24 protein-coding genes, 1 tRNA gene and 1 rRNA gene are annotated in these 17,954 nt (G+C 27.9%); 13 read left to right on the top strand and 13 right to left on the bottom strand.

Translation table 11 applies throughout. The annotated features are described in order from the left end of the window. Together zapA and ABXT45_RS01110 are read right to left on the bottom strand one after the other, a co-directional pair. Positions 1 to 447, bottom strand: a complete 447-nt coding sequence (zapA, locus tag ABXT45_RS01115) for a cell division protein ZapA (protein ID WP_415313858.1) — start codon at positions 445 to 447, stop codon at positions 1 to 3. Next, complete coding sequence (locus ABXT45_RS01110) at positions 435 to 758, bottom strand: 5-formyltetrahydrofolate cyclo-ligase (RefSeq protein ID WP_415313857.1); 324 nt, start codon at positions 756 to 758, stop codon at positions 435 to 437. The genes zapA and ABXT45_RS01110 overlap by 13 nt, the downstream gene beginning before the upstream one ends. Positions 759 to 811: 53 nt before the next feature. On the opposite strand from ABXT45_RS01110, the gene tkt reads away from it, so the two are divergent. The 10 genes from tkt to rpsU are packed head-to-tail and all read left to right on the top strand — an operon-like array spanning position 812 to position 8,987. After that, the gene (gene tkt, locus ABXT45_RS01105) at positions 812 to 2,770 is read left to right on the top strand and encodes a transketolase (protein WP_415313856.1); all 1,959 of its coding nucleotides are present in this window, start codon (positions 812 to 814) and stop codon (positions 2,768 to 2,770) included. Positions 2,771 to 2,772: 2 nt separating this feature from the next. Further along, on the top strand, positions 2,773 to 3,780 hold the full coding sequence (gene gap / locus ABXT45_RS01100) for a type I glyceraldehyde-3-phosphate dehydrogenase (RefSeq protein ID WP_415313855.1): 1,008 nt from the start codon (positions 2,773 to 2,775) through the stop codon (positions 3,778 to 3,780). Next, a complete protein-coding gene (locus tag ABXT45_RS01095) occupies positions 3,780 to 4,958 on the top strand; it encodes a phosphoglycerate kinase (protein WP_415313854.1) in 1,179 nt (392 codons plus the stop codon). Before gap ends, ABXT45_RS01095 begins: the two co-directional genes overlap by 1 nt. Position 4,959: 1 nt before the next feature. After that, complete coding sequence (locus ABXT45_RS01090; protein ID WP_415313853.1) at positions 4,960 to 5,970, top strand: class I fructose-bisphosphate aldolase; 1,011 nt, start codon at positions 4,960 to 4,962, stop codon at positions 5,968 to 5,970. Continuing rightward, positions 5,957 to 6,580: a thiamine phosphate synthase gene (gene thiE / locus ABXT45_RS01085; RefSeq protein WP_415313851.1), complete on the top strand. Its 624-nt coding sequence runs from the start codon at positions 5,957 to 5,959 to the stop codon at positions 6,578 to 6,580. The genes ABXT45_RS01090 and thiE overlap by 14 nt, the downstream gene beginning before the upstream one ends. After that, entirely contained in the window at positions 6,577 to 7,137 is a 561-nt protein-coding gene (gene efp / locus ABXT45_RS01080) for an elongation factor P (RefSeq protein WP_415313850.1), read from the top strand. Before thiE ends, efp begins: the two co-directional genes overlap by 4 nt. A 5-nt stretch (positions 7,138 to 7,142) precedes the next feature. Next, the gene (locus ABXT45_RS01075) at positions 7,143 to 7,883 is read left to right on the top strand and encodes an inositol monophosphatase family protein (protein WP_415313848.1); all 741 of its coding nucleotides are present in this window, start codon (positions 7,143 to 7,145) and stop codon (positions 7,881 to 7,883) included. Between the two features lie 35 nt (positions 7,884 to 7,918). Then, positions 7,919 to 8,149, top strand: coding sequence for a 50S ribosomal protein L31 (gene rpmE, locus ABXT45_RS01070; RefSeq protein ID WP_271512504.1), 231 nt, complete (start codon positions 7,919 to 7,921; stop codon positions 8,147 to 8,149). Next, on the top strand, positions 8,150 to 8,737 hold the full coding sequence (locus tag ABXT45_RS01065) for a cell cycle transcriptional regulator TrcR (RefSeq protein WP_415313846.1): 588 nt from the start codon (positions 8,150 to 8,152) through the stop codon (positions 8,735 to 8,737). Between the two features lie 55 nt (positions 8,738 to 8,792). Further along, positions 8,793 to 8,987, top strand: coding sequence for a 30S ribosomal protein S21 (gene rpsU, locus ABXT45_RS01060; RefSeq protein ID WP_006997326.1), 195 nt, complete (start codon positions 8,793 to 8,795; stop codon positions 8,985 to 8,987). Here the strand turns inward: rpsU and ABXT45_RS01055 are convergent. Continuing rightward, a complete protein-coding gene (locus ABXT45_RS01055; protein WP_415313844.1) occupies positions 8,984 to 9,562 on the bottom strand; it encodes an SIS domain-containing protein in 579 nt (192 codons plus the stop codon). The genes rpsU and ABXT45_RS01055 overlap by 4 nt on opposite strands. A gap of 101 nt (positions 9,563 to 9,663) precedes the next feature. On the opposite strand from ABXT45_RS01055, the gene ABXT45_RS01050 reads away from it, so the two are divergent. Further along, a tRNA-Met gene (locus ABXT45_RS01050) sits at positions 9,664 to 9,740 on the top strand. 18 nt (positions 9,741 to 9,758) lie between these two features. Here ABXT45_RS01050 and ABXT45_RS01045 read toward each other — a convergent pair. The 8 genes from ABXT45_RS01045 to rrf all read right to left on the bottom strand — a co-directional run bounded on the left by ABXT45_RS01045 (position 9,759) and on the right by rrf (position 14,525). After that, complete coding sequence (locus ABXT45_RS01045) at positions 9,759 to 10,457, bottom strand: transaldolase family protein (RefSeq protein ID WP_415313843.1); 699 nt, start codon at positions 10,455 to 10,457, stop codon at positions 9,759 to 9,761. A 5-nt stretch (positions 10,458 to 10,462) separates the two neighbouring features. Beyond that, positions 10,463 to 11,857, bottom strand: a complete 1,395-nt coding sequence (locus ABXT45_RS01040; RefSeq protein ID WP_415313841.1) for an NAD(P)(+) transhydrogenase (Re/Si-specific) subunit beta — start codon at positions 11,855 to 11,857, stop codon at positions 10,463 to 10,465. A 2-nt stretch (positions 11,858 to 11,859) separates the two neighbouring features. Further along, positions 11,860 to 12,168 (bottom strand): proton-translocating transhydrogenase family protein, encoded by a 309-nt coding sequence (locus tag ABXT45_RS01035; protein ID WP_415313839.1) that lies wholly within the window; start codon positions 12,166 to 12,168, stop codon positions 11,860 to 11,862. A gap of 4 nt (positions 12,169 to 12,172) precedes the next feature. Continuing rightward, on the bottom strand, positions 12,173 to 13,261 hold the full coding sequence (locus ABXT45_RS01030) for a Re/Si-specific NAD(P)(+) transhydrogenase subunit alpha (RefSeq protein WP_415313837.1): 1,089 nt from the start codon (positions 13,259 to 13,261) through the stop codon (positions 12,173 to 12,175). 9 nt (positions 13,262 to 13,270) lie between these two features. Continuing rightward, the gene (locus ABXT45_RS01025; protein ID WP_271480132.1) at positions 13,271 to 13,381 is read right to left on the bottom strand and encodes an aa3-type cytochrome c oxidase subunit IV; all 111 of its coding nucleotides are present in this window, start codon (positions 13,379 to 13,381) and stop codon (positions 13,271 to 13,273) included. A gap of 5 nt (positions 13,382 to 13,386) precedes the next feature. After that, positions 13,387 to 13,512 carry a type B 50S ribosomal protein L36 gene (gene ykgO, locus ABXT45_RS01020; RefSeq protein WP_006997331.1) on the bottom strand — a complete coding sequence of 42 codons (126 nt, stop codon included), beginning with the start codon at positions 13,510 to 13,512 and terminating at the stop codon, positions 13,387 to 13,389. Between the two features lie 6 nt (positions 13,513 to 13,518). Then, positions 13,519 to 14,397 (bottom strand): NAD-dependent epimerase/dehydratase family protein, encoded by an 879-nt coding sequence (locus ABXT45_RS01015; protein WP_415313835.1) that lies wholly within the window; start codon positions 14,395 to 14,397, stop codon positions 13,519 to 13,521. 13 nt (positions 14,398 to 14,410) lie between these two features. Continuing rightward, positions 14,411 to 14,525 (bottom strand): 5S ribosomal RNA (gene rrf / locus ABXT45_RS01010). A 117-nt stretch (positions 14,526 to 14,642) separates the two neighbouring features. Between rrf and ABXT45_RS01005 the strand changes: the two genes are divergently transcribed. Continuing rightward, positions 14,643 to 15,389, top strand: coding sequence for a formyltransferase family protein (locus ABXT45_RS01005; RefSeq protein WP_415314435.1), 747 nt, complete (start codon positions 14,643 to 14,645; stop codon positions 15,387 to 15,389). Then, positions 15,389 to 16,093 carry a methyltransferase, TIGR04325 family gene (locus ABXT45_RS01000; protein WP_415313834.1) on the top strand — a complete coding sequence of 235 codons (705 nt, stop codon included), beginning with the start codon at positions 15,389 to 15,391 and terminating at the stop codon, positions 16,091 to 16,093. Before ABXT45_RS01005 ends, ABXT45_RS01000 begins: the two co-directional genes overlap by 1 nt. Positions 16,094 to 16,100: 7 nt before the next feature. Here ABXT45_RS01000 and ABXT45_RS00995 read toward each other — a convergent pair whose 3' ends face one another. After that, the gene (locus ABXT45_RS00995; RefSeq protein WP_415313832.1) at positions 16,101 to 16,985 is read right to left on the bottom strand and encodes a hypothetical protein; all 885 of its coding nucleotides are present in this window, start codon (positions 16,983 to 16,985) and stop codon (positions 16,101 to 16,103) included. Then, on the bottom strand, positions 16,978 to 17,940 hold the full coding sequence (locus tag ABXT45_RS00990) for a hypothetical protein (RefSeq protein WP_415313831.1): 963 nt from the start codon (positions 17,938 to 17,940) through the stop codon (positions 16,978 to 16,980). Before ABXT45_RS00990 ends, ABXT45_RS00995 begins: the two co-directional genes overlap by 8 nt. Between the last annotated feature and the right edge of the window lie 14 nt (positions 17,941 to 17,954).

Genomic DNA, 17,954 nt, shown 5'->3' with positions numbered 1-17,954 from the left:
CTACTGAACTGGATTTTCTAAATTTGCTTTTTCAACAAAATTTTCAATTTCATCTGCAGCTGCTTCGATTATTTTTTCATAATCTTCTTTATTTTTTTCTATTTCTTTTTTAAAACTTTCATGATCTTGCTGTAATTCTTTCATCTCTTCTTCTTTTGTATCTCTATAATTGTAAACCAAAGATTTCAATTCTCTAAACTTATTTGATAAATTTTGTAACTCAATTTTTTTTTGTTCTACTTTTTTTTTAGTTTCAAAATATTCATCCATTATTTGAACTGAAGTGATTAATAGAAGTTTATTTTCTCCTATATTTCCTAGCTCATTCTTCAAATTGCTAAATTTTTCATTAATATGAGTTAACAATTCTTCTAAATGTTCTTCTTGCCCATCATCACATGATAATAGAAATTCTTTACCATTAAATTTAATATTTACATTTGCCATTTATCTATTTCTTCTAATAAAGTATCTGTTTCTTGATTTAATTCATCTATTTTTTCTGAAAATTCTGTCTCTTTTTTTTGTTCTTCTGTTTTTTGCTGGTTAATATCTTCTAACTTTTGATTAAGAGCTTTGTATTCACTTTCTAAATTTTGATATTTTTCTTCTATTTGTTTTTTTTCAATTTCTAATTGATTTTTTTGAATGTTTAAGTTTTCCAAATTGGACTTTAATGTTGGGTTCTCCAAATTCAAACTCTTCAATTTATTAAGTGCAAAACTGAGCTTTTTTTCTTTTTCACTGTCTGTTTTCATATATATATATTTATATTATTAAATTGAGTCTTCTAAGTCTAGATAGGATATTTTTGAACAAACTACATAAAGATTTATCAAACGCAATAAGGTTTTTGTCAATAGATGCTGTGCAAAAAGCAAATTCAGGCCATCCTGGGATGCCGATGGGTATGGCAGATGTAGCAACTGTCTTATTTAAAAATTTTCTTAAATTTAATCCGAAGAATCCTAACTGGTTAAATAGAGACAGGCTTGTCTTGTCTGCTGGTCATGGATCTATGCTTCTTTACTCTTTATTGCATTTAACTGGATACAAAAGTATTTCCTTGAACGACATTAAAAATTTTAGACAATTAAAATCTATTTGCGCAGGTCACCCTGAATACCACTCTGGTAGCGGTATTGAAACTACAACGGGTCCACTTGGGCAAGGAATTGCTAATTCAGTTGGATTTGCTATTGCAGAAGAGATTTTAAAAAAAAAACTAGGTAAAGAAATAATAAATCATAAAACTTATGTTGTAGCTGGAGATGGATGCTTAATGGAAGGCATTAGTCATGAAGCAATGAGTTTAGCTGGGCACTTAAAATTGAAAAATTTAGTTATGCTTTTTGATAATAACTCAATATCAATTGATGGACCAACTAGCTTGGCAGTTTCAGATAATTTCAAAAAGAGATTTGAAAGTTACGGTTGGGATTACATACTCATTAATGGTCATAATGAAAAAGAAATTTTTATAGCATTAAAAAAAGTTCAAAATGCAAAAAGACCAACTGTTATTTCATGCAAAACAAAAATTGGTTATGGCTCACCTAATAAATCTGGTAAAGCCTCTTCGCACGGTAGTCCGATTGGTTTAGATGAAATCAAATTAGTTAGAAAAAGTCTAGATTGGAAATATAAACCTTTTGAAATTCCTAAAAGTATTTTAAATGAGTGGAGAAAGATTGGTAACAAGGGTGCAAAGCTAGATTCTACATGGAATAAAATTTATAAAAGAAAAAAAAATTTAGTAGATAAAGTCTTTAAAAATAATTTTTCTAAAACTTTAAAAAATGAAAAACAAAACTCTCTTAAAGAAAACAAAAGTCTAGCCTCAAGAAAGTCTTCTGAATTAACCCTTAATGCTCTTACAAAACAAAATAATAACTTAATTGGTGGTTCAGCTGACTTAGCGGGATCCAATAACACCAAAACAAAACATCATAATGCTATTAATTCTAGTAATTTTAATGGTGATTATATTCACTATGGAGTTAGAGAGCATGCCATGTCTGGAATAATGAATGGGCTAGCACTTCATAGTAAATTTATTCCATATGGGGGAACTTTTTTAATATTTTCTGATTACTGTAAACCTTCCATTCGTTTATCTGCTTTGATGCAACAGCAAGTTATTTATGTAATGACCCATGACTCAATCGGCTTAGGTGAGGACGGACCAACACACCAACCTATAGAACAACTGTCTGGATTAAGATCTATTCCTAATTTAAATGTTTTTAGACCAGCAGACAGAATGGAAACTATCGAGTGTTGGGAGTTAGCATTAAAAAACTCGAAGACGCCAAGTGTGTTATCTTTAACAAGACAAAATCTTGAACCTATTAGAAAAAAATATTCAAATATAAATAAATGTTCTTTGGGTGCTTACGAGGTTTTAAGAACTAATAGAAAAATTAATTTAACGATATTTGCTAGTGGTTCTGAGGTTAATTTAGCAATTGAGATTAGCCATAAATTAGCCAAAGATAAGATATATTCTAAAGTTGTGTCAGTACCATGCCAAGATATTTTTGATTTGCAGTCAAAATCCTATAAGAAAAAAATTCTTGATGAAGCCAAATTTAAGATATCTATTGAAGCTGCTTCAACAGATTGTTGGAAAAAATATATTGGAACAGAGGGTTTAACTTTTGGAATTGATGCATTTGGTAAAAGCGCACCATACAAAGAAATTTATAGATATTTTGGATTGACAGTTCAAAATATTTTGCAAAAAACTAAGAAACTAATAAAGAGTTAGATATGTCAATAAAAATTGGTATCAATGGAATGGGAAGAATTGGCAGAATGGTGATTAGAGCTATAATTGAAAGCCAAAACAAAAACATAGAAATCAAACATATCAATAACCGATCGAATTCTGAAGTAAGTTGTTCTTTAATTAAGTATGATTCTATTCATGGTAAATTCAATGCAGATTTAAATTATGATGAAAAACATTTAATTATTAATAATAATAAAATAACATTTTCACAAGAATCCAATATTCAAGATATCAAATGGAAAAAATTTGATGTTGACTATGTTTTTGAATGTACTGGAAAATTCAACTCAAAAGAAAAATTATTAGCTCATATTAAAAATGGAGCTAAAAAAGTTATAGTTTCTGCTCCATGCAAAAATGCAGATAAGACAATAGTCTATGGAGTAAATGAAAATATTTTGACAAAAGATGATCAAATTATTTCTGCAGCCTCTTGTACAACTAACTGCCTTGCACCTGTTGCTAATATTTTAAATGAAACTTTTGGAATTGAAAGAGGATTTATGACAACTATTCATGCTTTCACTAGTGATCAAAGAATTCTAGACAATTCCCATAAAGATCCCAGAAGAGCAAGATCTGCCAGCCAATCTATTGTGCCAACTTCCACAGGTGCTTCAAAAGCAATTGGTGAAATTATACCTTCATTAAAAGGAAAACTTGAAGGCATCGCAATGAGAGTACCAACTCCTAATGTTTCGCTTATAGAGCTAGTTTTTTGTTCAAAAAAAGAGATGAGTAAAGAGGCAATTAATGATGCATTTACTATCGCCTCTAAAGGTCAATCAAAAAAAGTATTAGAAGTTACGCTAGAAAAATTAGTCTCAATTGATTTCAATCACAATTCGGCTTCAGCAATTGTTGATTTATCTTTAACAAATGTAGTTGGTAAAAATATGGGAAAGATTTCAGCGTGGTACGATAATGAATGGGGTTTTTCAAATAGGATGTGTGACATAGCAGAACACCTTCATCAAATCTCTTAATGAGAAGTATTAAAGACGAGACCAATCTCAATCAAAAAAAAGTATTACTTAGATTGGATTTAAATGTACCATTAGATAATCAAAAAATTACTGACACTACTCGGATAGATAAAATTTTACCTACTATTAATTTTTTATTAAAAAGTGAAGCAAAAATTATAATATTATCCCACGTGGGCAGACCGAAAGGTAAAGTTGTAAATGAACTCTCCCTTAAACCAATATGTGAAAATTTAAAAAATAAAATAAACGAAAATATAAGACTAGTTTCAAAAAATATAAAAGAAATTAAATCTACTGATCTATTTAATAAGCATGATGAAAAAATTGTAATGCTTGAAAATATTAGATTTTATGAAGAAGAAGAAAAAAATGATACTAGTTTTGCAAAACATTTGGCAAGTCTAGCTGATATTTATGTTAATGATGCTTTCTCATGTTCACATAGGGCTCATACTTCAATTTTTGAAATCACTAAATTAATTCCTTCGTATGCTGGTCTTCAATTAAATTTAGAAATTGATGCTCTCACTAAAATTACATCTGAAATTAAAAGACCTATAACATGTATTATCGGTGGTTCTAAGATATCTTCTAAAATTAATATCATTAAGAATTTAATTGCTAAATTTGATAATATTATAATAGTTGGTGGAATGGCAAATAATATACTCAAGTATAAAGGGTATGAAATTGGAAAATCTGTTCAACAAGATAATTGTGATAAAATTATTGAAGAAATATTCTCTCTATCAGAAAAAGAAAATTGTAAGATAACTTATCCTGAAGATGTTACAGTTGGTAAAGGCTTAGATGGATCGGCTGAAATAAAAGAGCTGAATAATATTTCTAAAGATGAATTAATTTTAGATATTGGGCCTAAAACAATTAAGGCTATTAATCTTTTAATTGAGGAAAGTAGTACTATTTTATGGAATGGCCCTGCAGGTTATTTTGAAAATCCAAATTTTGCCAAAGGAAGTATTGAGATAGCAAAAAAAATTATTGAAAAAAATAAGAATAATACAATTTACTCTGTTGCTGGTGGCGGTGATACAGTTTCCCTATTAAATAATATTGGAGCAACTGACAATTTTAATTTTGTTTCAACTGCAGGTGGTGCTTTTTTAGAATACCTTGAGGGAAAAGAACTTCCTGGTATAAAGGCTCTTAATTAACATGTCAGAACTCAATAAAATTGCATTAAAAATACTTTCAGCTGGCAAAGGAATCCTTGCTGCTGACGAAAGCAACGGAACCATGACTAAAAGATTAGAGTCGGTTAATGTGCCCTCTAGCCCAGAAAATAGACTTCTATTCAGAGAAACTCTTTTTTCAGCAAGTGGAATGAAAGATTTTATTGGTGGTGTTATTTTATATGATGAAACGATTAACCAAATATCTAGCTCAAAGCAGACTATTCCAGAATTAATTTCTAAGTCTGGAGCAGTCCCTGGAATTAAAGTTGATACAGGTGCAAAAATTTTAGCAGGGTCTAATGAAGAAAAAATTACAGAAGGTCTGGATGGCTTACGAGAAAGACTAAAAAACTATTACAAACTTGGAGCAAGATTTACAAAGTGGAGAGGCGTTTATAACATTTCAGATAAATATCCAAGTAAACTATCTATAAACGCTAATGCTCATGCACTTGCAAGATATTCAGCTTTAGTCCAAGAATGTGGAATGGTTCCAATTGTAGAACCTGAAGTTCTAATGGATGGAGATCATTCTTCTGAAATATGTTTTAATAAAACCTCTGAAGTTATTAAAAAATGCTTTGAAGAATTAATGATTAATAAGATAGATTTAAGTGGAATGATTTTAAAACCTAATATGATTTTAGCAGGAACCACTTCTTGCAAGAAGATATCAAGTGAAAAGATTGCAAAGCTTACTTTAAAATGTCTAAAAGAAAATGTACCAACTGATGTTCCTGGAATTGCTTTTTTATCTGGCGGGCAAACAGAAGTGGAAGCAGCAGAAAATTTAAACCTAATTAATAAGTATAATGACACAAATTTTATTATGACCTACTCATATGGAAGAGCCTTACAACAAAGTGCACTTAAATTTTGGTCAAAAGATATTAATAATACTAGTGGTACTCAAAAAGTCTTTAACCACAGAGCAAATATGTGCACACTTGCAGCTCAAGGCAAATGGTCAAAAGAACTTGAAGCAAAATAAGATAAATAAGAAATTTGTTTATCTAATTTCTCCAAATAAAATTATTGATATAAATTTTTATAATGATTTGGCTCTTGTATTAAGTTCAAAAAAAATAAGTTTTTTTCAACTAAGGCTTAAAAATGAAACAAATTCAAATAAATTAATTATTGGAAAAAAAATTAAGAAAATTTGCTATAAATACAAAGTTAAATTTTTAATCAACGACGAACCCCTACTTGCTAAAAAACTGAATGCAGACGGTTGTCATCTAGGTCAAAAAGATATGGACTTAATAAAAGCTAGGAAAATATTAAAGAACAAAATTATTGGTGTGACCTGTCATAATTCTATTAATCTAGCAAAGAGGGCTATTGAAGCTGGTGCTGATTATTTAGCTTTTGGTGCATTTTATACAACCAAAACCAAGATAGTTAAATATAGAGCTAATTTAACTGTACTAAAATCTATTAAAAAAATAACGTCCATACCAATTGTGGCTATTGGTGGCATAAAGCTAAGCAATTATAAAAAACTTTTATTGAATAAAGCTAACTTTTTAGCTATTTCAGGCTACATTTGGAATAATAAAAAATACAAACCATTAGAAGCTATTAAAAAATTAAAATGAAATTATACGCAAGTGAAATTAGAGTTGGAATGTTAATTGAATATAAAGATGACCTTTGGCAAGTCTTAAAAACACAACATGTGAAACCTGGCAAAGGTGGTGCTTTTGCTCAAGTTGAGATGAAAAGTGTGAATAAAAATACAAAATTAAATGAAAGATTTAGATCAAGTGAGTCTGTTGAAAAAGCTTCGTTAGATGAAATAAAGTTTAATTATCTTTATGGTGATGAAACTGATTTTTATTTCATGGACCCAAAATCTTATGAACAAATTAATATAAAAAAAGAAACAATTGGTGAAAAAGGTAAAATGTTGATAGAAAACTTAGAGGTTAGTATAAGTTTCTATAATGAAAAACCTTTAACCGTTGAGCTGCCTAATCAAGTAACATGCACGATTGATACAACTGATGTTGCTTTAAAGGGGCAAACAGTTTCCTCTTCTTACAAGCCTGCAACTTTAGATAATGGGGTAAATATTCAAGTCCCTCCATTTATTGAAAGTGGAGATAAAATCATAGTTGATACTAGAACTATGGAATATGTTAAAAAAATATAAATTATATGCAATCAATATCAGCCAATCTAAATATCATGATAAAGGCTGCAGAAAAAGCATCTAGAGCTTTAATTAGAGATTTTGGAGAAATAGAAAAACTACAAGTTTCAATCAAGGGACCTGCTGATTTTGTATCAAATGCCGATTTAAAAGCTGAGAAAATAATTATAGAAGAGTTAAAAAAAGCAAGACCCTACTATTCTATTATTAGTGAAGAAGATGGTTCTGAAACTAATAAAGATAAAGAACACACATGGATAATAGATCCTATAGATGGCACTACAAATTTTTTACATGGCGTTCCTCATTTTGCAATATCAATTGCTTTAAAATCTGGTGATGAAATAGTTTCGGGGTTAATTTATGATCCAATAAAAGATGAAATGTTTTATGCTGAAAAAGAAAGTGGTGCGTTCTTTAATAATCAAAGAATTAGAGTGTCAAAAAAAAGAGAGCTTAGTAGCTGTTTGTTTGCGACAGGAGGTGTAACTAAAAATGAAGTCGACTTACCTTTAAGAAAGTCTGGAAGTGCAGCACTTGACATTGCCTACGTTGCAGCTGGGAGATACGATGGTTATTTTCAAAATGATCTAAATTTATGGGATATAGCTGCTGGCATAATATTAGTAAAAGAAGCTGGTGGCTTAATTAATGAAATTGACCTGTCACAAAATAAAAGCATCAAAATAAGAGCTTCCAGCATGGCAATTAACGATAAAATGCTCGAAAAATTAAAGAACTTTTAATTGTTTTATAAAATTCTTTTGCTATAAGTCTCGATATGAAAAAAGACATACACCCAAACTACCATACAATTAAAGTAGAAATGACTGATGGAACTCAATTTGAAACAAGATCAACCTGGGGAAAAGAGGGAGAAGTTTTAAAATTAGAAATTGATCCAAAATCTCATGCTGCTTGGACTGGTGGAAAACAAAAACTAATGGACAAGGGCCGTGTAAGCAAATTCAATAAAAAATTCCAAAACTTCAGATCAGAAAAGAAAGATTAAATGTCAAACGTACCATTAATGCCAATGGCAACAGCTGTTTGGTTAGTAGAAAATACAACACTTACTTTCAAACAAATTTCAAAATTTTGTAATTTACATGAAGTTGAAGTGCAAGGTATTGCGGATGGTGAAGTTGCAAAAGGAATAATGGCTTATAATCCCATTATATCAGGTCAACTTACTAGAGAAGAAATTGAACTAGCATCTAAAGATGAAAATAAAGAATTACAGATAAAAAATACTGATATTGAAATTTCAACTGAAGACAAAAGAATTAAAAAATATATTCCTTTATCTAAAAGACAAGATAAACCAGATTCAGCTTTATGGTTAATCAAACATCATTCACTACTAAAAGATTCACAAATAGCAAAACTAGTTGGAATAACTAAAGCTTCTGTAACTGCAATTAAAAATAAAAGTTATTGGAATTATAACAATTTAAATCCTAAAGATCCTGTAGCATTGGGATTATTTTCTCAAAAGGATCTGGTTGAAACTATTGAAAAAGCTGAAAGAAGAATAAAAAGAGAAAAAAAAGAAAAAGAGAAGGCAAAACTAACAAGAGAAGTTTCGAATATTGAATAATTTTAATAGACACCAAAATTATATAATGGTATTTAAACATTCTTAAAAAATATTTATGAAAATAGAAGTCAAAGATAACAATATTGAACAAGCACTTAGAGTTCTTAAAAGGAAATTACAAAGAGATGGTTTTTTTAAAGTAGTAAAATTAAAAAGCGTTTATGAAAAACCCTCTGAAAAGAAAAAAAGAATTCTACAAGAAAATATTAAAAGAGTTAAAAAGCTTAATAAGCTAAAGAATAGAATTTAAATTTTTTTTTCAAAAAACTTTATTAAGTATTGTAGCAAAACATGCATAAGTACATGATGCGAATCTTCAGAGATACCATAATTTTCTGCTGCAATATGCACTGAAATATCAGATTCTTTTTTTAAATACCCTCCTTTAAAACCACTAAAACCTAACGTTGTAATTCCTTTTTTTTTTGCTGTTTTTATAATTTCAATTATATTTTTAGAATTTCCTGATGAGCTTATAATTATAATTAAGTCATTTTTTTCACAAAGACTTTCTGCCTGATAACTAAAAACTTTACTGTAATCAATATCATTAGCAATGGCAGTAATTGTTTCTATACTATTAGAAAGACTAATTATTTTTGGCATATATTTTGTTTTTTGTCTGAAAAATTTTAAGAAATCACACACGTAATGATTTGCAATTGCAGCAGATCCACCATTTCCACAGACATATATAGTTTTTCTTTTTTTTATTGTTGAGAATATTAATTTAGCTGCCTTATCCATGCTTTCTATATCAGCTGAAAGTATAGAATTTGAAAGATTGCTTATATAGCTCTGTAAAAAAAATTTAAAATTGTTCATTTTTGTAAGAATATATTTTTCATAACTTTATAAACTTATTTACGAAAAATTGTATATTTTTTCTTTATTAGATTTATATTTGATGTATAAGACCCCCATAGCGCGGGGTGGAGCAGTCTGGTAGCTCGTCAGGCTCATAACCTGAAGGTCGGCGGTTCAAATCCGTCCCCCGCAACCAATTCCAGTAACAAGTTAATTAAATTTTAAACCTAGATTTTTTACTATCAACTAAAAATGCTTTAACAGTTTCTTTGGTAAGTTGATCAAATGTTTTTCCAAAATTTTCAATTTTTTCAATAGTTGATGGTGGAATTGTAATAATGTGACAACCTAATTGTTTTGCTTGTAAGTAATTATAGGGCTCTCTGACGCTTGCCCAAAGTATCTCTACATTTTTAAATTTTTTTGCCCTTATTATACTTTTTTTAAACTCTGGAACTGGATCTTTGCCAGCGTCCCCTGCTCTACCAGCAAATATTGAAATTATAATTTTAGTTTTTTTGTTAACTAATTTTAGAATTTTTTCTGTTTGTTTGGCACTATATATTGCTGTGATATTAAGTTTAATATCTAAGTTATTAAGTTCTTTAATAATTTTACCCATAAAAATACCTTTAGAATTGGCAACTGGTACTTTTACATAAACGTTTTTTCCCCAAGTATTGATCTGAAGAGCTTGTTTTTTCATCTCTTTATATTCATCAGCAAATACTTCTAGTGAAACAGGTTTATTGTCACAAATTTTTAATATTTTCTTTGCATAAGATTTATAATCTTTTGCTCCAGCTTTTCTCATTAAACTAGGATTGGTCGTAAAACCTTTAACAATTTTTTTCTTATTAAACTTTTTTATTTTATCTAACTCTGCAATGTCACAAAATATTTTTGTAGTCATTAATTTTAAAGGTTTTTAGTTATATCCTCAGTCATTTTTTTTGCATCTGCAAATAACATTAGAGTGTTATCTTTATAGAACAATTCATTGTCAATTCCAGCATAACCGGGTGACAAGCTTCTTTTTACAAATAATACTGACTTACATTTTTCAACATCTAACACTGGCATTCCATAAATTGGACTTTGAGGGTCAGTTTTTGCAACTGGATTTGTTACATCATTTGCCCCAATTACAAATGCTACATCTGCATTAGCAAAATCATTGTTGATTTCTTCAAGTTCAAAAACTTCATCATAAGGTACATTTGCTTCAGCTAATAATACATTCATATGCCCTGGCATTCTTCCTGCAACAGGATGAATTGCATAAGTAACTTTAATATCATTTTTTTTTAGCGTATCTACCATCTCTCTTAGTGCATGTTGAGCTTGAGCTACTGCCATACCGTAACCTGGAACAATTATAACGGATGATGCATTTTTCATTAAGAAGGCTGCATCTTCCGCATTACCACTTTTAACTGGTCTTTGCTCTTTATTTCCTGTTGATGCAGACTGTTCTATTGCACCAAATCCTCCTAAAATTACATTAAAGAAAGAACGGTTCATACCTTTACACATTATATAAGATAAAATTGCCCCAGAAGATCCAACAAGTGCACCAGTTATAATTAATGCAGTATTTTCTAAAGTAAAACCTATTCCTGCAGCAGCCCAACCAGAGTATGAATTTAACATTGAAATCACCACAGGCATATCTGCTCCACCAATTGGGATGATTAATAAAAATCCTATCAAAAATGAAACTGCTATTAATATCCAAAAAAAGTTAGATGACTGTGATGAGCAAAGTAAGTAAGTTAAAATTAGAATTGAAATTAATAATAAAGCATTAAGATAGTGTTGCCCCTTAAAAGTGATTGGTGACCCCGACATTATTCCTTGAAGTTTTAAAAAAGCAATTATTGAGCCTGAGAATGTTATAGCACCAACTGCGGCTCCAATTGACATTTCAATTAAACTTGCAAGCTTAATATCTCCAGGTGATCCAAGATTAAAAGCTTCTGGATTTAAAAAGGCTGAGATTGCAACAAATACTGCTGATAGCCCTACTAAGCTATGGAAGCCAGCTACCAATTCTGGCATAGCAGTCATTGGTATCTTATAAGCTATGAAAGCACCTATAAGACCTCCTACAAGTAAAAAAATTAATACATAAATCAGACCAGCAGAAAAACTTCCAACAGATAAAAAAGTAACAGTAATTGCTATCACCATTCCTAAAATTCCAAAAAAATTACCTTGTCTTGAGGTTTCAGGTGATGAAAGCCCTCTTAACGCTAATATAAATAAAACACCTGAAATTAAATAAAATATTGCTGATAAATTTGCCGACATAATTATTTATCCTTCTTCTTCTTTTTGTACATTTGAAGCATTCTTTGAGTGACTAAAAACCCACCAAATATATTAACAGCTGCAAGTGATATTGCTAAAAATCCTAAAATATTAGAAACCGTAAAGATACTATCTGAACTTCCTGCCAAACCTGCAATTATTGCACCAACAATAATTACTGACGATATAGCATTGGTAACTGACATTAATGGCGTGTGCAAAGATGGAGTTACGCTCCACACAACATAATATCCAATAAAAATTGATAAAATGAATATGCTTAATCTAAATATAAAAGGGTCTATTTCCATAAATCTATTTATTTAACGTTTTTTCAATTATCTCGTCTTCTAAATTAATATTAATCTTTTTATTTTCCATATCATATAAATTGGACACAAAATTAAATACATTTTTTGAATATAAATTTGAGGCTGAAACGGAAAGTTTATTAAGGATATTTGTTTCACCCATAATTTTTACTCCATTTTTAATCACAATTTTATCAACTTCGGTAAATTCAGCATTTCCACCCTGAACTGCAGCTAAGTCATAAATAACAGACCCTGATTGCATATTATCAATCATAGAACCTTTAATTATTAATGGAGCTTTTTTACCTGGAATTAAAGCTGTACATATTACAATATCAATTTTTTTTAAAGTTTCTGCTAACAAGTCTTCTTGTTTTTTTTTAAATTCTTCAGAGGTTTCTTTTGCATAACCACCCTCTGTTTCAAGATTTTCAGATCCTTCAACAGTTAAAAATTTTCCACCTAAGCTTTCAACTTGTTCTTTTGAGGCAATTCTTACATCTGTTGCAAATACGATAGCGCCCATTCTTTTTGCTGTTGCAATAGCTTGAAGACCAGCCACACCTGCACCAACCACTAAAACTTTTGCCGCAGGTATTGTGCCAGCTGCAGTCATCATCATTGGTATTGCTTTTTCAAAATTTGCGAATGACTCAATTACTGCTTTGTAACCAGCTAGATTGGCTTGTGAAGAAAGAATATCCATTGATTGAGCTCTAGTTATTCTAGGCAGCATTTCTAAAGAAAAAACATTAATATTTCTTTTAGATAAATTTTCTATTTTTTCTTTATTAGCATAGGGATTAAACACCCCAACTAGAGTTTGGTTTTCTTTTAAGTTTGAAATATTTTCATCTGATAATAAACCTAATTGAATAATGATATCAGCACCACTTATAACTTTCTTTGTATCCTTATAAATTTTCACACCTAACTCTTCATATTGATTATCCTTAAACCCTAAATGTTCAGCATAATTTTCAACTATAGAAACTTCAAAACCAAGAGCTATATATTTTTTTGCAATATCAGGAGTGATTGCAACTCTTTTTTCTATTTTCTGATTTTCTAAAATTGAAGCGATTCTCATAAGAGAACTCTACAGCAAGAATATTGCCATTAAAACTAAAACACCTATAACAGCGACAGTTCCCCACAACACGAATTTTGTGAAATTATTCCATGTATTCTTATGGTTTTGATTGTCCATAAAAACTATTTCTGTCTTGCTTTAAATTTTGGGTTTGTTTTATTAATTATATAAACTCTGCCTCTTCTTCTGACCAATTTAGAATTGAGATCTCTTTTTTTTAATGACTTTAAAGAACTTTTAATTTTCATAATAATTTAACCTTTAATAAACGAAGTTATGTAATCTTTCAAATGTATTTTTCCATATCTTCTAATAATCTTATTATTTAGGGACATATTGGTTAAAGATGATGCATATCTCTCACCAGCCCTTGCTTTTAAGAGCTTTATTTTACCATTAAACATTTTTGCCACCTCTTTGATGCTATGGGATTTTTTACTAGTTATACTGTAATGATCACATTTATTTTTAATCCAAGCTTCATAGCAAACTTCAATTGTATCCTTAATATGTGTAAATCTTCTAGTTTGATTACCAGGCTTTACAATGGTTAATGGTTTATTTTTTTTATATTGGTCTTCAAATATTCCAATTACAGTTGCCATTTTTCCTAATTTTATTTGCCTTGAACCATAAACGTTGTAGAAATAAATTACTTCAAATTTAAGATTAAACCATTTTTTTAAATTTTCTAATAATTCTAAATTCTTTGATTTTGTAAATGCATATGGAGAAAGGTTTTTATCTAGGCCATTATTACCAAGACTAGCTGATGTAGCTGAATAAATTAATTTAATTTTATTGTCTAAGCAAAACTTAAATACAGCCTGCGTACCTGTTGAGTTTGAAGTAAAGCAATCATTAAAGTTATTAAAACTTTGAAAAATTCTTGAAAACTCACCAAAATGAAACAATGAATGAATTTGATTTTTATATTTTGATAAAACTTTGTTTATATCTCTAGTATTAGCATTAAGATATTTTACTTTAGGATTCTTGATATGATTTTTTATTAAGCCACTAGAATAGTTATCTATACTTAAAATTTTTTTACTAGTTTTTAATATTAAATGTTCAATTAAATTAGATCCAACGAATCCAGCTCCACCAGTAACTACTATATAATTTTCCATTAGAGCTTTTATAGCCTGGCAATGTCCTACTCTTCCGTGTCTTAAGACAAAGTACCATTGGCGCTGAAGGGCTTGACTTCCGAGTTCGGAATGGGATCGGGTATTGCCCCTTCGCAATAATCACCAGGCGAAGTTTTTATACATTAAATTAATGTTTTGTAAAGTACTATAAATATTATATTTAGTATTAAATATTTTACCGTGTATGTCAGTAAAAGCGAAGTTAAAATGAAAAAAAAAACACCATAGTATTTATAGACTATTTTGAAGATCATTCTTTTGAACTTTTAAAACAACTTGTAAAGAGTAAACTTTTTTTTCCAAGAGTAATCATTTGTAGAAAAAAAACTCCAAAAAACTTGATGATTAAGAAGCTAAGTTCTCTTAAAATTACAAGTAATATTTTTTTTGAAAATAAGCCTGAACAAAATAAAAAAATAAACTTATTAACAAAAAAATATAAAATTACCACTGGCTTTATTTTCAGCTATCCATTTATATTAAATAAAACATTCATTAAAAAATTTAAATTTGGATTAATAAATTGTCATCCAGCAATTATCTCAGATATTAAAGGGTCACACTCAGCTTTTTGGACAATATTTAAAGAAAGAAAAATTGGTTGCTCTATACATTTTTTAAATTCAAAAATAGACTCTGGGGCAATAATAGACACTCATATAATTAAATTAAAAGGTTTAATTTTAGCAGATGAAGTTTTTAGTCAATCAAGGAAAGCTTTAAAATATTTATTAAAAAAAAACCTTAAAAAAATATGGCAAGGCAAAGTAGAAAAGTATCAAAATAAGTCCAGTAAAATATATTTTAAAAAAGATATTGATAAAGAGGTAAACTTAAAGATGAACAGAAGTATTAAAATAAAAAAACTTTTTAATATTCTAAGAGCCACACATATTAATGATAATGGGATCTTTTTTTTAGAAAAAGGAAAAAAATATAAGTTAATATCAAATCTTAAAGAGATTTTTTAATGAAAATCTTTCACACAATAAAAAGTAGATTTAGAGATATTAATACTAAAGAAAATGTGTGGCTATCAGAAAAATATAACAATCATATTAAAAAAAAATTAAAAAGTAGAATTAATCATAATCATTTTTTTTCAATTTTAAATATTCTTACTTTTTTTTTAAAAAAAAAAGAAATTATTACACTAGATTATGGTGGTGGTGCAGGCGAATATTTTTATAAACTCTATTTTAACAATCAAACTAATAATAAAGTTATAATTTATGATAATCCTATAATAACAAATATTGGTAAAAAAATAAATAAATTTAGTAATTTAAAGTTCATCAACAATATAAAAGAAATTAAATATAAAAAAATTAATTTTTTATTATTTAGTTCTGTGGCTCAATATATTGAAAATCTTAGTTCAAAAATAAAAGAAATATTATATTTAAAACCAGACTTTATTATTTTTGAGGATTTTCATGCAACTAAAAATAAGTCTTTTGTAACTTATCAGCAATTTTTTGAATATAAAATTCCAGTAAAGTTTCATAAAATTAAAAATTTGCAAAAATTTATGAAAAAAAATAGATATGAATTAATCCATAAAACTTCATTTTTACCACTCATAAAAGGAGAATTCAAATTTTACGATATGAAAAATTTACCTAAAAAAAATAGAGTTAATAATACTTTTACGCTAATTTTTAAAAAATTTTAATTATAAATTAATAAGTATGACAGGGTGAATTATTTATTTTATCAATAATATTTTCTGTACATTTATTATTATTAAAGTCCCAGAAATCTGTATAAAAAATACTGACGTATACATCTAAATTTTCATTAATAAACTTTTCATCATTTGATGTATGCATCATAACAATTGTACCTTTTTTAATAAGTTTATTTAAGTGTGATTTGTATTTGCTAAGTAAGCCAGATTTAATAATAACATATTTAATATTAAAAAAATTTGTAAAATATTTATACCTTCGCCCATCGTTGAATGTTAATGCTGCATATGGAAAGTATTGTTTTGCTGTTAAATAACCCAATATACTATGAGCTTCCACAATGAATCGATCATCGTATTCACTAAATTTTGTATGTAAAAACTTAAAGTCTTGAATTTGGTCTGTAACAATTAATATATCTTGATTTTTATCTAAAAAATTCTTTAGCCACCACTGATTTATTAATTTCATTTCTGATTGACTACTACATTTATGAAATTCTTCATATGAACTTACACTTATTAACTCACTAGGGTTAAGAATTTTTCTACACAGATTATAAAAAGAATTCCAATCATGAGCAGCTATTATGTCCTTATCTGGAGTAACTAAAAGATCTAATTCTATAAGCTTAAAACCATTCTTTACTGCATTTAATACTGCCGGTTTTGAATTTGTATAAGTTTTACTTTTAAATCCACCACCAGCATGAGCAATAAAATTAAAAGAGTTATTTTTTTTATCATTAAATTTAGAAAGTAGAGAGCTTTCTCCATATCTATCTTTAAAAAAATTTTCTATATTTATCAATAGTAGAATTAATACAAAACTTAAAATTATATATATATTTCCATATCTAATAAAAAATTTATTCATTGATTTTACGATGTTTAGTGAAATTAATTAAAAGTATATACACCATAATTGTGAAGCAAATAGATAATATTTCATTTTTAGAAATCAAAAAAAAAGCATAGTTCAGAATTTGTATAAATGAAATTAATATATTAGATTTAATTAACCCTAATTTATTGACTGACAAATGATGAATGTGATTTAAGTCTCCATTAAAGGGGTTTTTCAATTTAGATAACCTTGAAATAAAAATTCTAAGCATATCAAGACCAGGTAAAGACATTAAAACAAATATTTCTGCTGCTGAGAAGATATGCTTTTTATAATAATATATTAAAAAAATAGATATTAATGTTGCAGATAAATAAGCACCTGAATTGCCAAGAAAAACCATATTTTTTCCATTAAAGTATAAAAAAATTATATAAAAAAATAATAAGCTAAAAATTTCATAACTAAAATTTAACTTAAATAAAAAAACTAAATAAATGAATACAACATGAAAACCAGATTGAAAGTTGATTCCATCAAAGAAATTAAAGGCATTTATATAAATCAAAAAACATAAGGTAGAAAAAATCATCGCATGACTATGCTTGAAAGTAAAATCATATCCATTAATTTCAATATTTTCAATTAAGTAATCATTATCAAAATATAAAAAAAAATAAAAAAAAGTAAAAAAAAATAAAATTCTTATACTAGGATTCAACGAAATATTGTCATCAATATATCCTAATAAAAATATAGCTAAACATAAATAAATAACCTTATAATTTGATAAAATAAATATATTAATAATCTCAGTGGTAAAAATAGAAGTTAAAAAAATTATGAAGATGTTTATTAAAATAAAAGAACCAGTTATTATAGAAATTTTTTTTTTATGGGGTTTAAGGGTGTCATTTGGTGTATCGTATAAATTCAATTTTAAAGTAATAAATTCATAATTTTTCCATAAAATGAAATTTATCATTAATAATATAATTG

The sequence above is a fragment of the Candidatus Pelagibacter sp. Uisw_106 genome, assembly GCF_047724975.1.
In the GTDB taxonomy this organism is placed as follows: Bacteria; Pseudomonadota; Alphaproteobacteria; order Pelagibacterales; family Pelagibacteraceae; genus Pelagibacter.
The sequence above is the reverse complement of the archived record's forward strand: the minus strand, read 5'-3'. Positions and strand labels throughout refer to the sequence as shown.

Bases quoted from the DNA above. Each gene is read 5' to 3' on its own strand.
- ABXT45_RS01045 (WP_415313843.1), bottom strand. From the start codon at position 10,457: ATGACTACAAAAATATTTTGTGACATTGCAGAGTTAGATAAAATAAAA.
- ABXT45_RS01110 (WP_415313857.1), bottom strand. From the start codon at position 758: ATGAAAACAGACAGTGAAAAAGAAAAAAAGCTCAGTTTTGCACTTAAT.
- rpsU (WP_006997326.1), top strand. From the start codon at position 8,793: ATGAAAATAGAAGTCAAAGATAACAATATTGAACAAGCACTTAGAGTT.
- ABXT45_RS01095 (WP_415313854.1), top strand. From the start codon at position 3,780: ATGAGAAGTATTAAAGACGAGACCAATCTCAATCAAAAAAAAGTATTA.
- ABXT45_RS01000 (WP_415313834.1), top strand. From the start codon at position 15,389: ATGAAAATCTTTCACACAATAAAAAGTAGATTTAGAGATATTAATACT.
- ABXT45_RS01015 (WP_415313835.1), bottom strand. From the start codon at position 14,397: ATGGAAAATTATATAGTAGTTACTGGTGGAGCTGGATTCGTTGGATCT.
- ABXT45_RS00990 (WP_415313831.1), bottom strand. From the start codon at position 17,940: ATGATAAATTTCATTTTATGGAAAAATTATGAATTTATTACTTTAAAA.
- zapA (WP_415313858.1), bottom strand. From the start codon at position 447: ATGGCAAATGTAAATATTAAATTTAATGGTAAAGAATTTCTATTATCA.
- ABXT45_RS01055 (WP_415313844.1), bottom strand. From the start codon at position 9,562: ATGAACAATTTTAAATTTTTTTTACAGAGCTATATAAGCAATCTTTCA.
- ABXT45_RS01065 (WP_415313846.1), top strand. From the start codon at position 8,150: ATGTCAAACGTACCATTAATGCCAATGGCAACAGCTGTTTGGTTAGTA.
- ABXT45_RS01090 (WP_415313853.1), top strand. From the start codon at position 4,960: ATGTCAGAACTCAATAAAATTGCATTAAAAATACTTTCAGCTGGCAAA.
- ABXT45_RS01025 (WP_271480132.1), bottom strand. From the start codon at position 13,381: ATGGACAATCAAAACCATAAGAATACATGGAATAATTTCACAAAATTC.
- ABXT45_RS01075 (WP_415313848.1), top strand. From the start codon at position 7,143: ATGCAATCAATATCAGCCAATCTAAATATCATGATAAAGGCTGCAGAA.
- ABXT45_RS01040 (WP_415313841.1), bottom strand. From the start codon at position 11,857: ATGTCGGCAAATTTATCAGCAATATTTTATTTAATTTCAGGTGTTTTA.
- ykgO (WP_006997331.1), bottom strand. From the start codon at position 13,512: ATGAAAATTAAAAGTTCTTTAAAGTCATTAAAAAAAAGAGATCTCAAT.
- efp (WP_415313850.1), top strand. From the start codon at position 6,577: ATGAAATTATACGCAAGTGAAATTAGAGTTGGAATGTTAATTGAATAT.
- rpmE (WP_271512504.1), top strand. From the start codon at position 7,919: ATGAAAAAAGACATACACCCAAACTACCATACAATTAAAGTAGAAATG.
- ABXT45_RS01030 (WP_415313837.1), bottom strand. From the start codon at position 13,261: ATGAGAATCGCTTCAATTTTAGAAAATCAGAAAATAGAAAAAAGAGTT.
- ABXT45_RS00995 (WP_415313832.1), bottom strand. From the start codon at position 16,985: ATGAATAAATTTTTTATTAGATATGGAAATATATATATAATTTTAAGT.
- gap (WP_415313855.1), top strand. From the start codon at position 2,773: ATGTCAATAAAAATTGGTATCAATGGAATGGGAAGAATTGGCAGAATG.
- ABXT45_RS01035 (WP_415313839.1), bottom strand. From the start codon at position 12,168: ATGGAAATAGACCCTTTTATATTTAGATTAAGCATATTCATTTTATCA.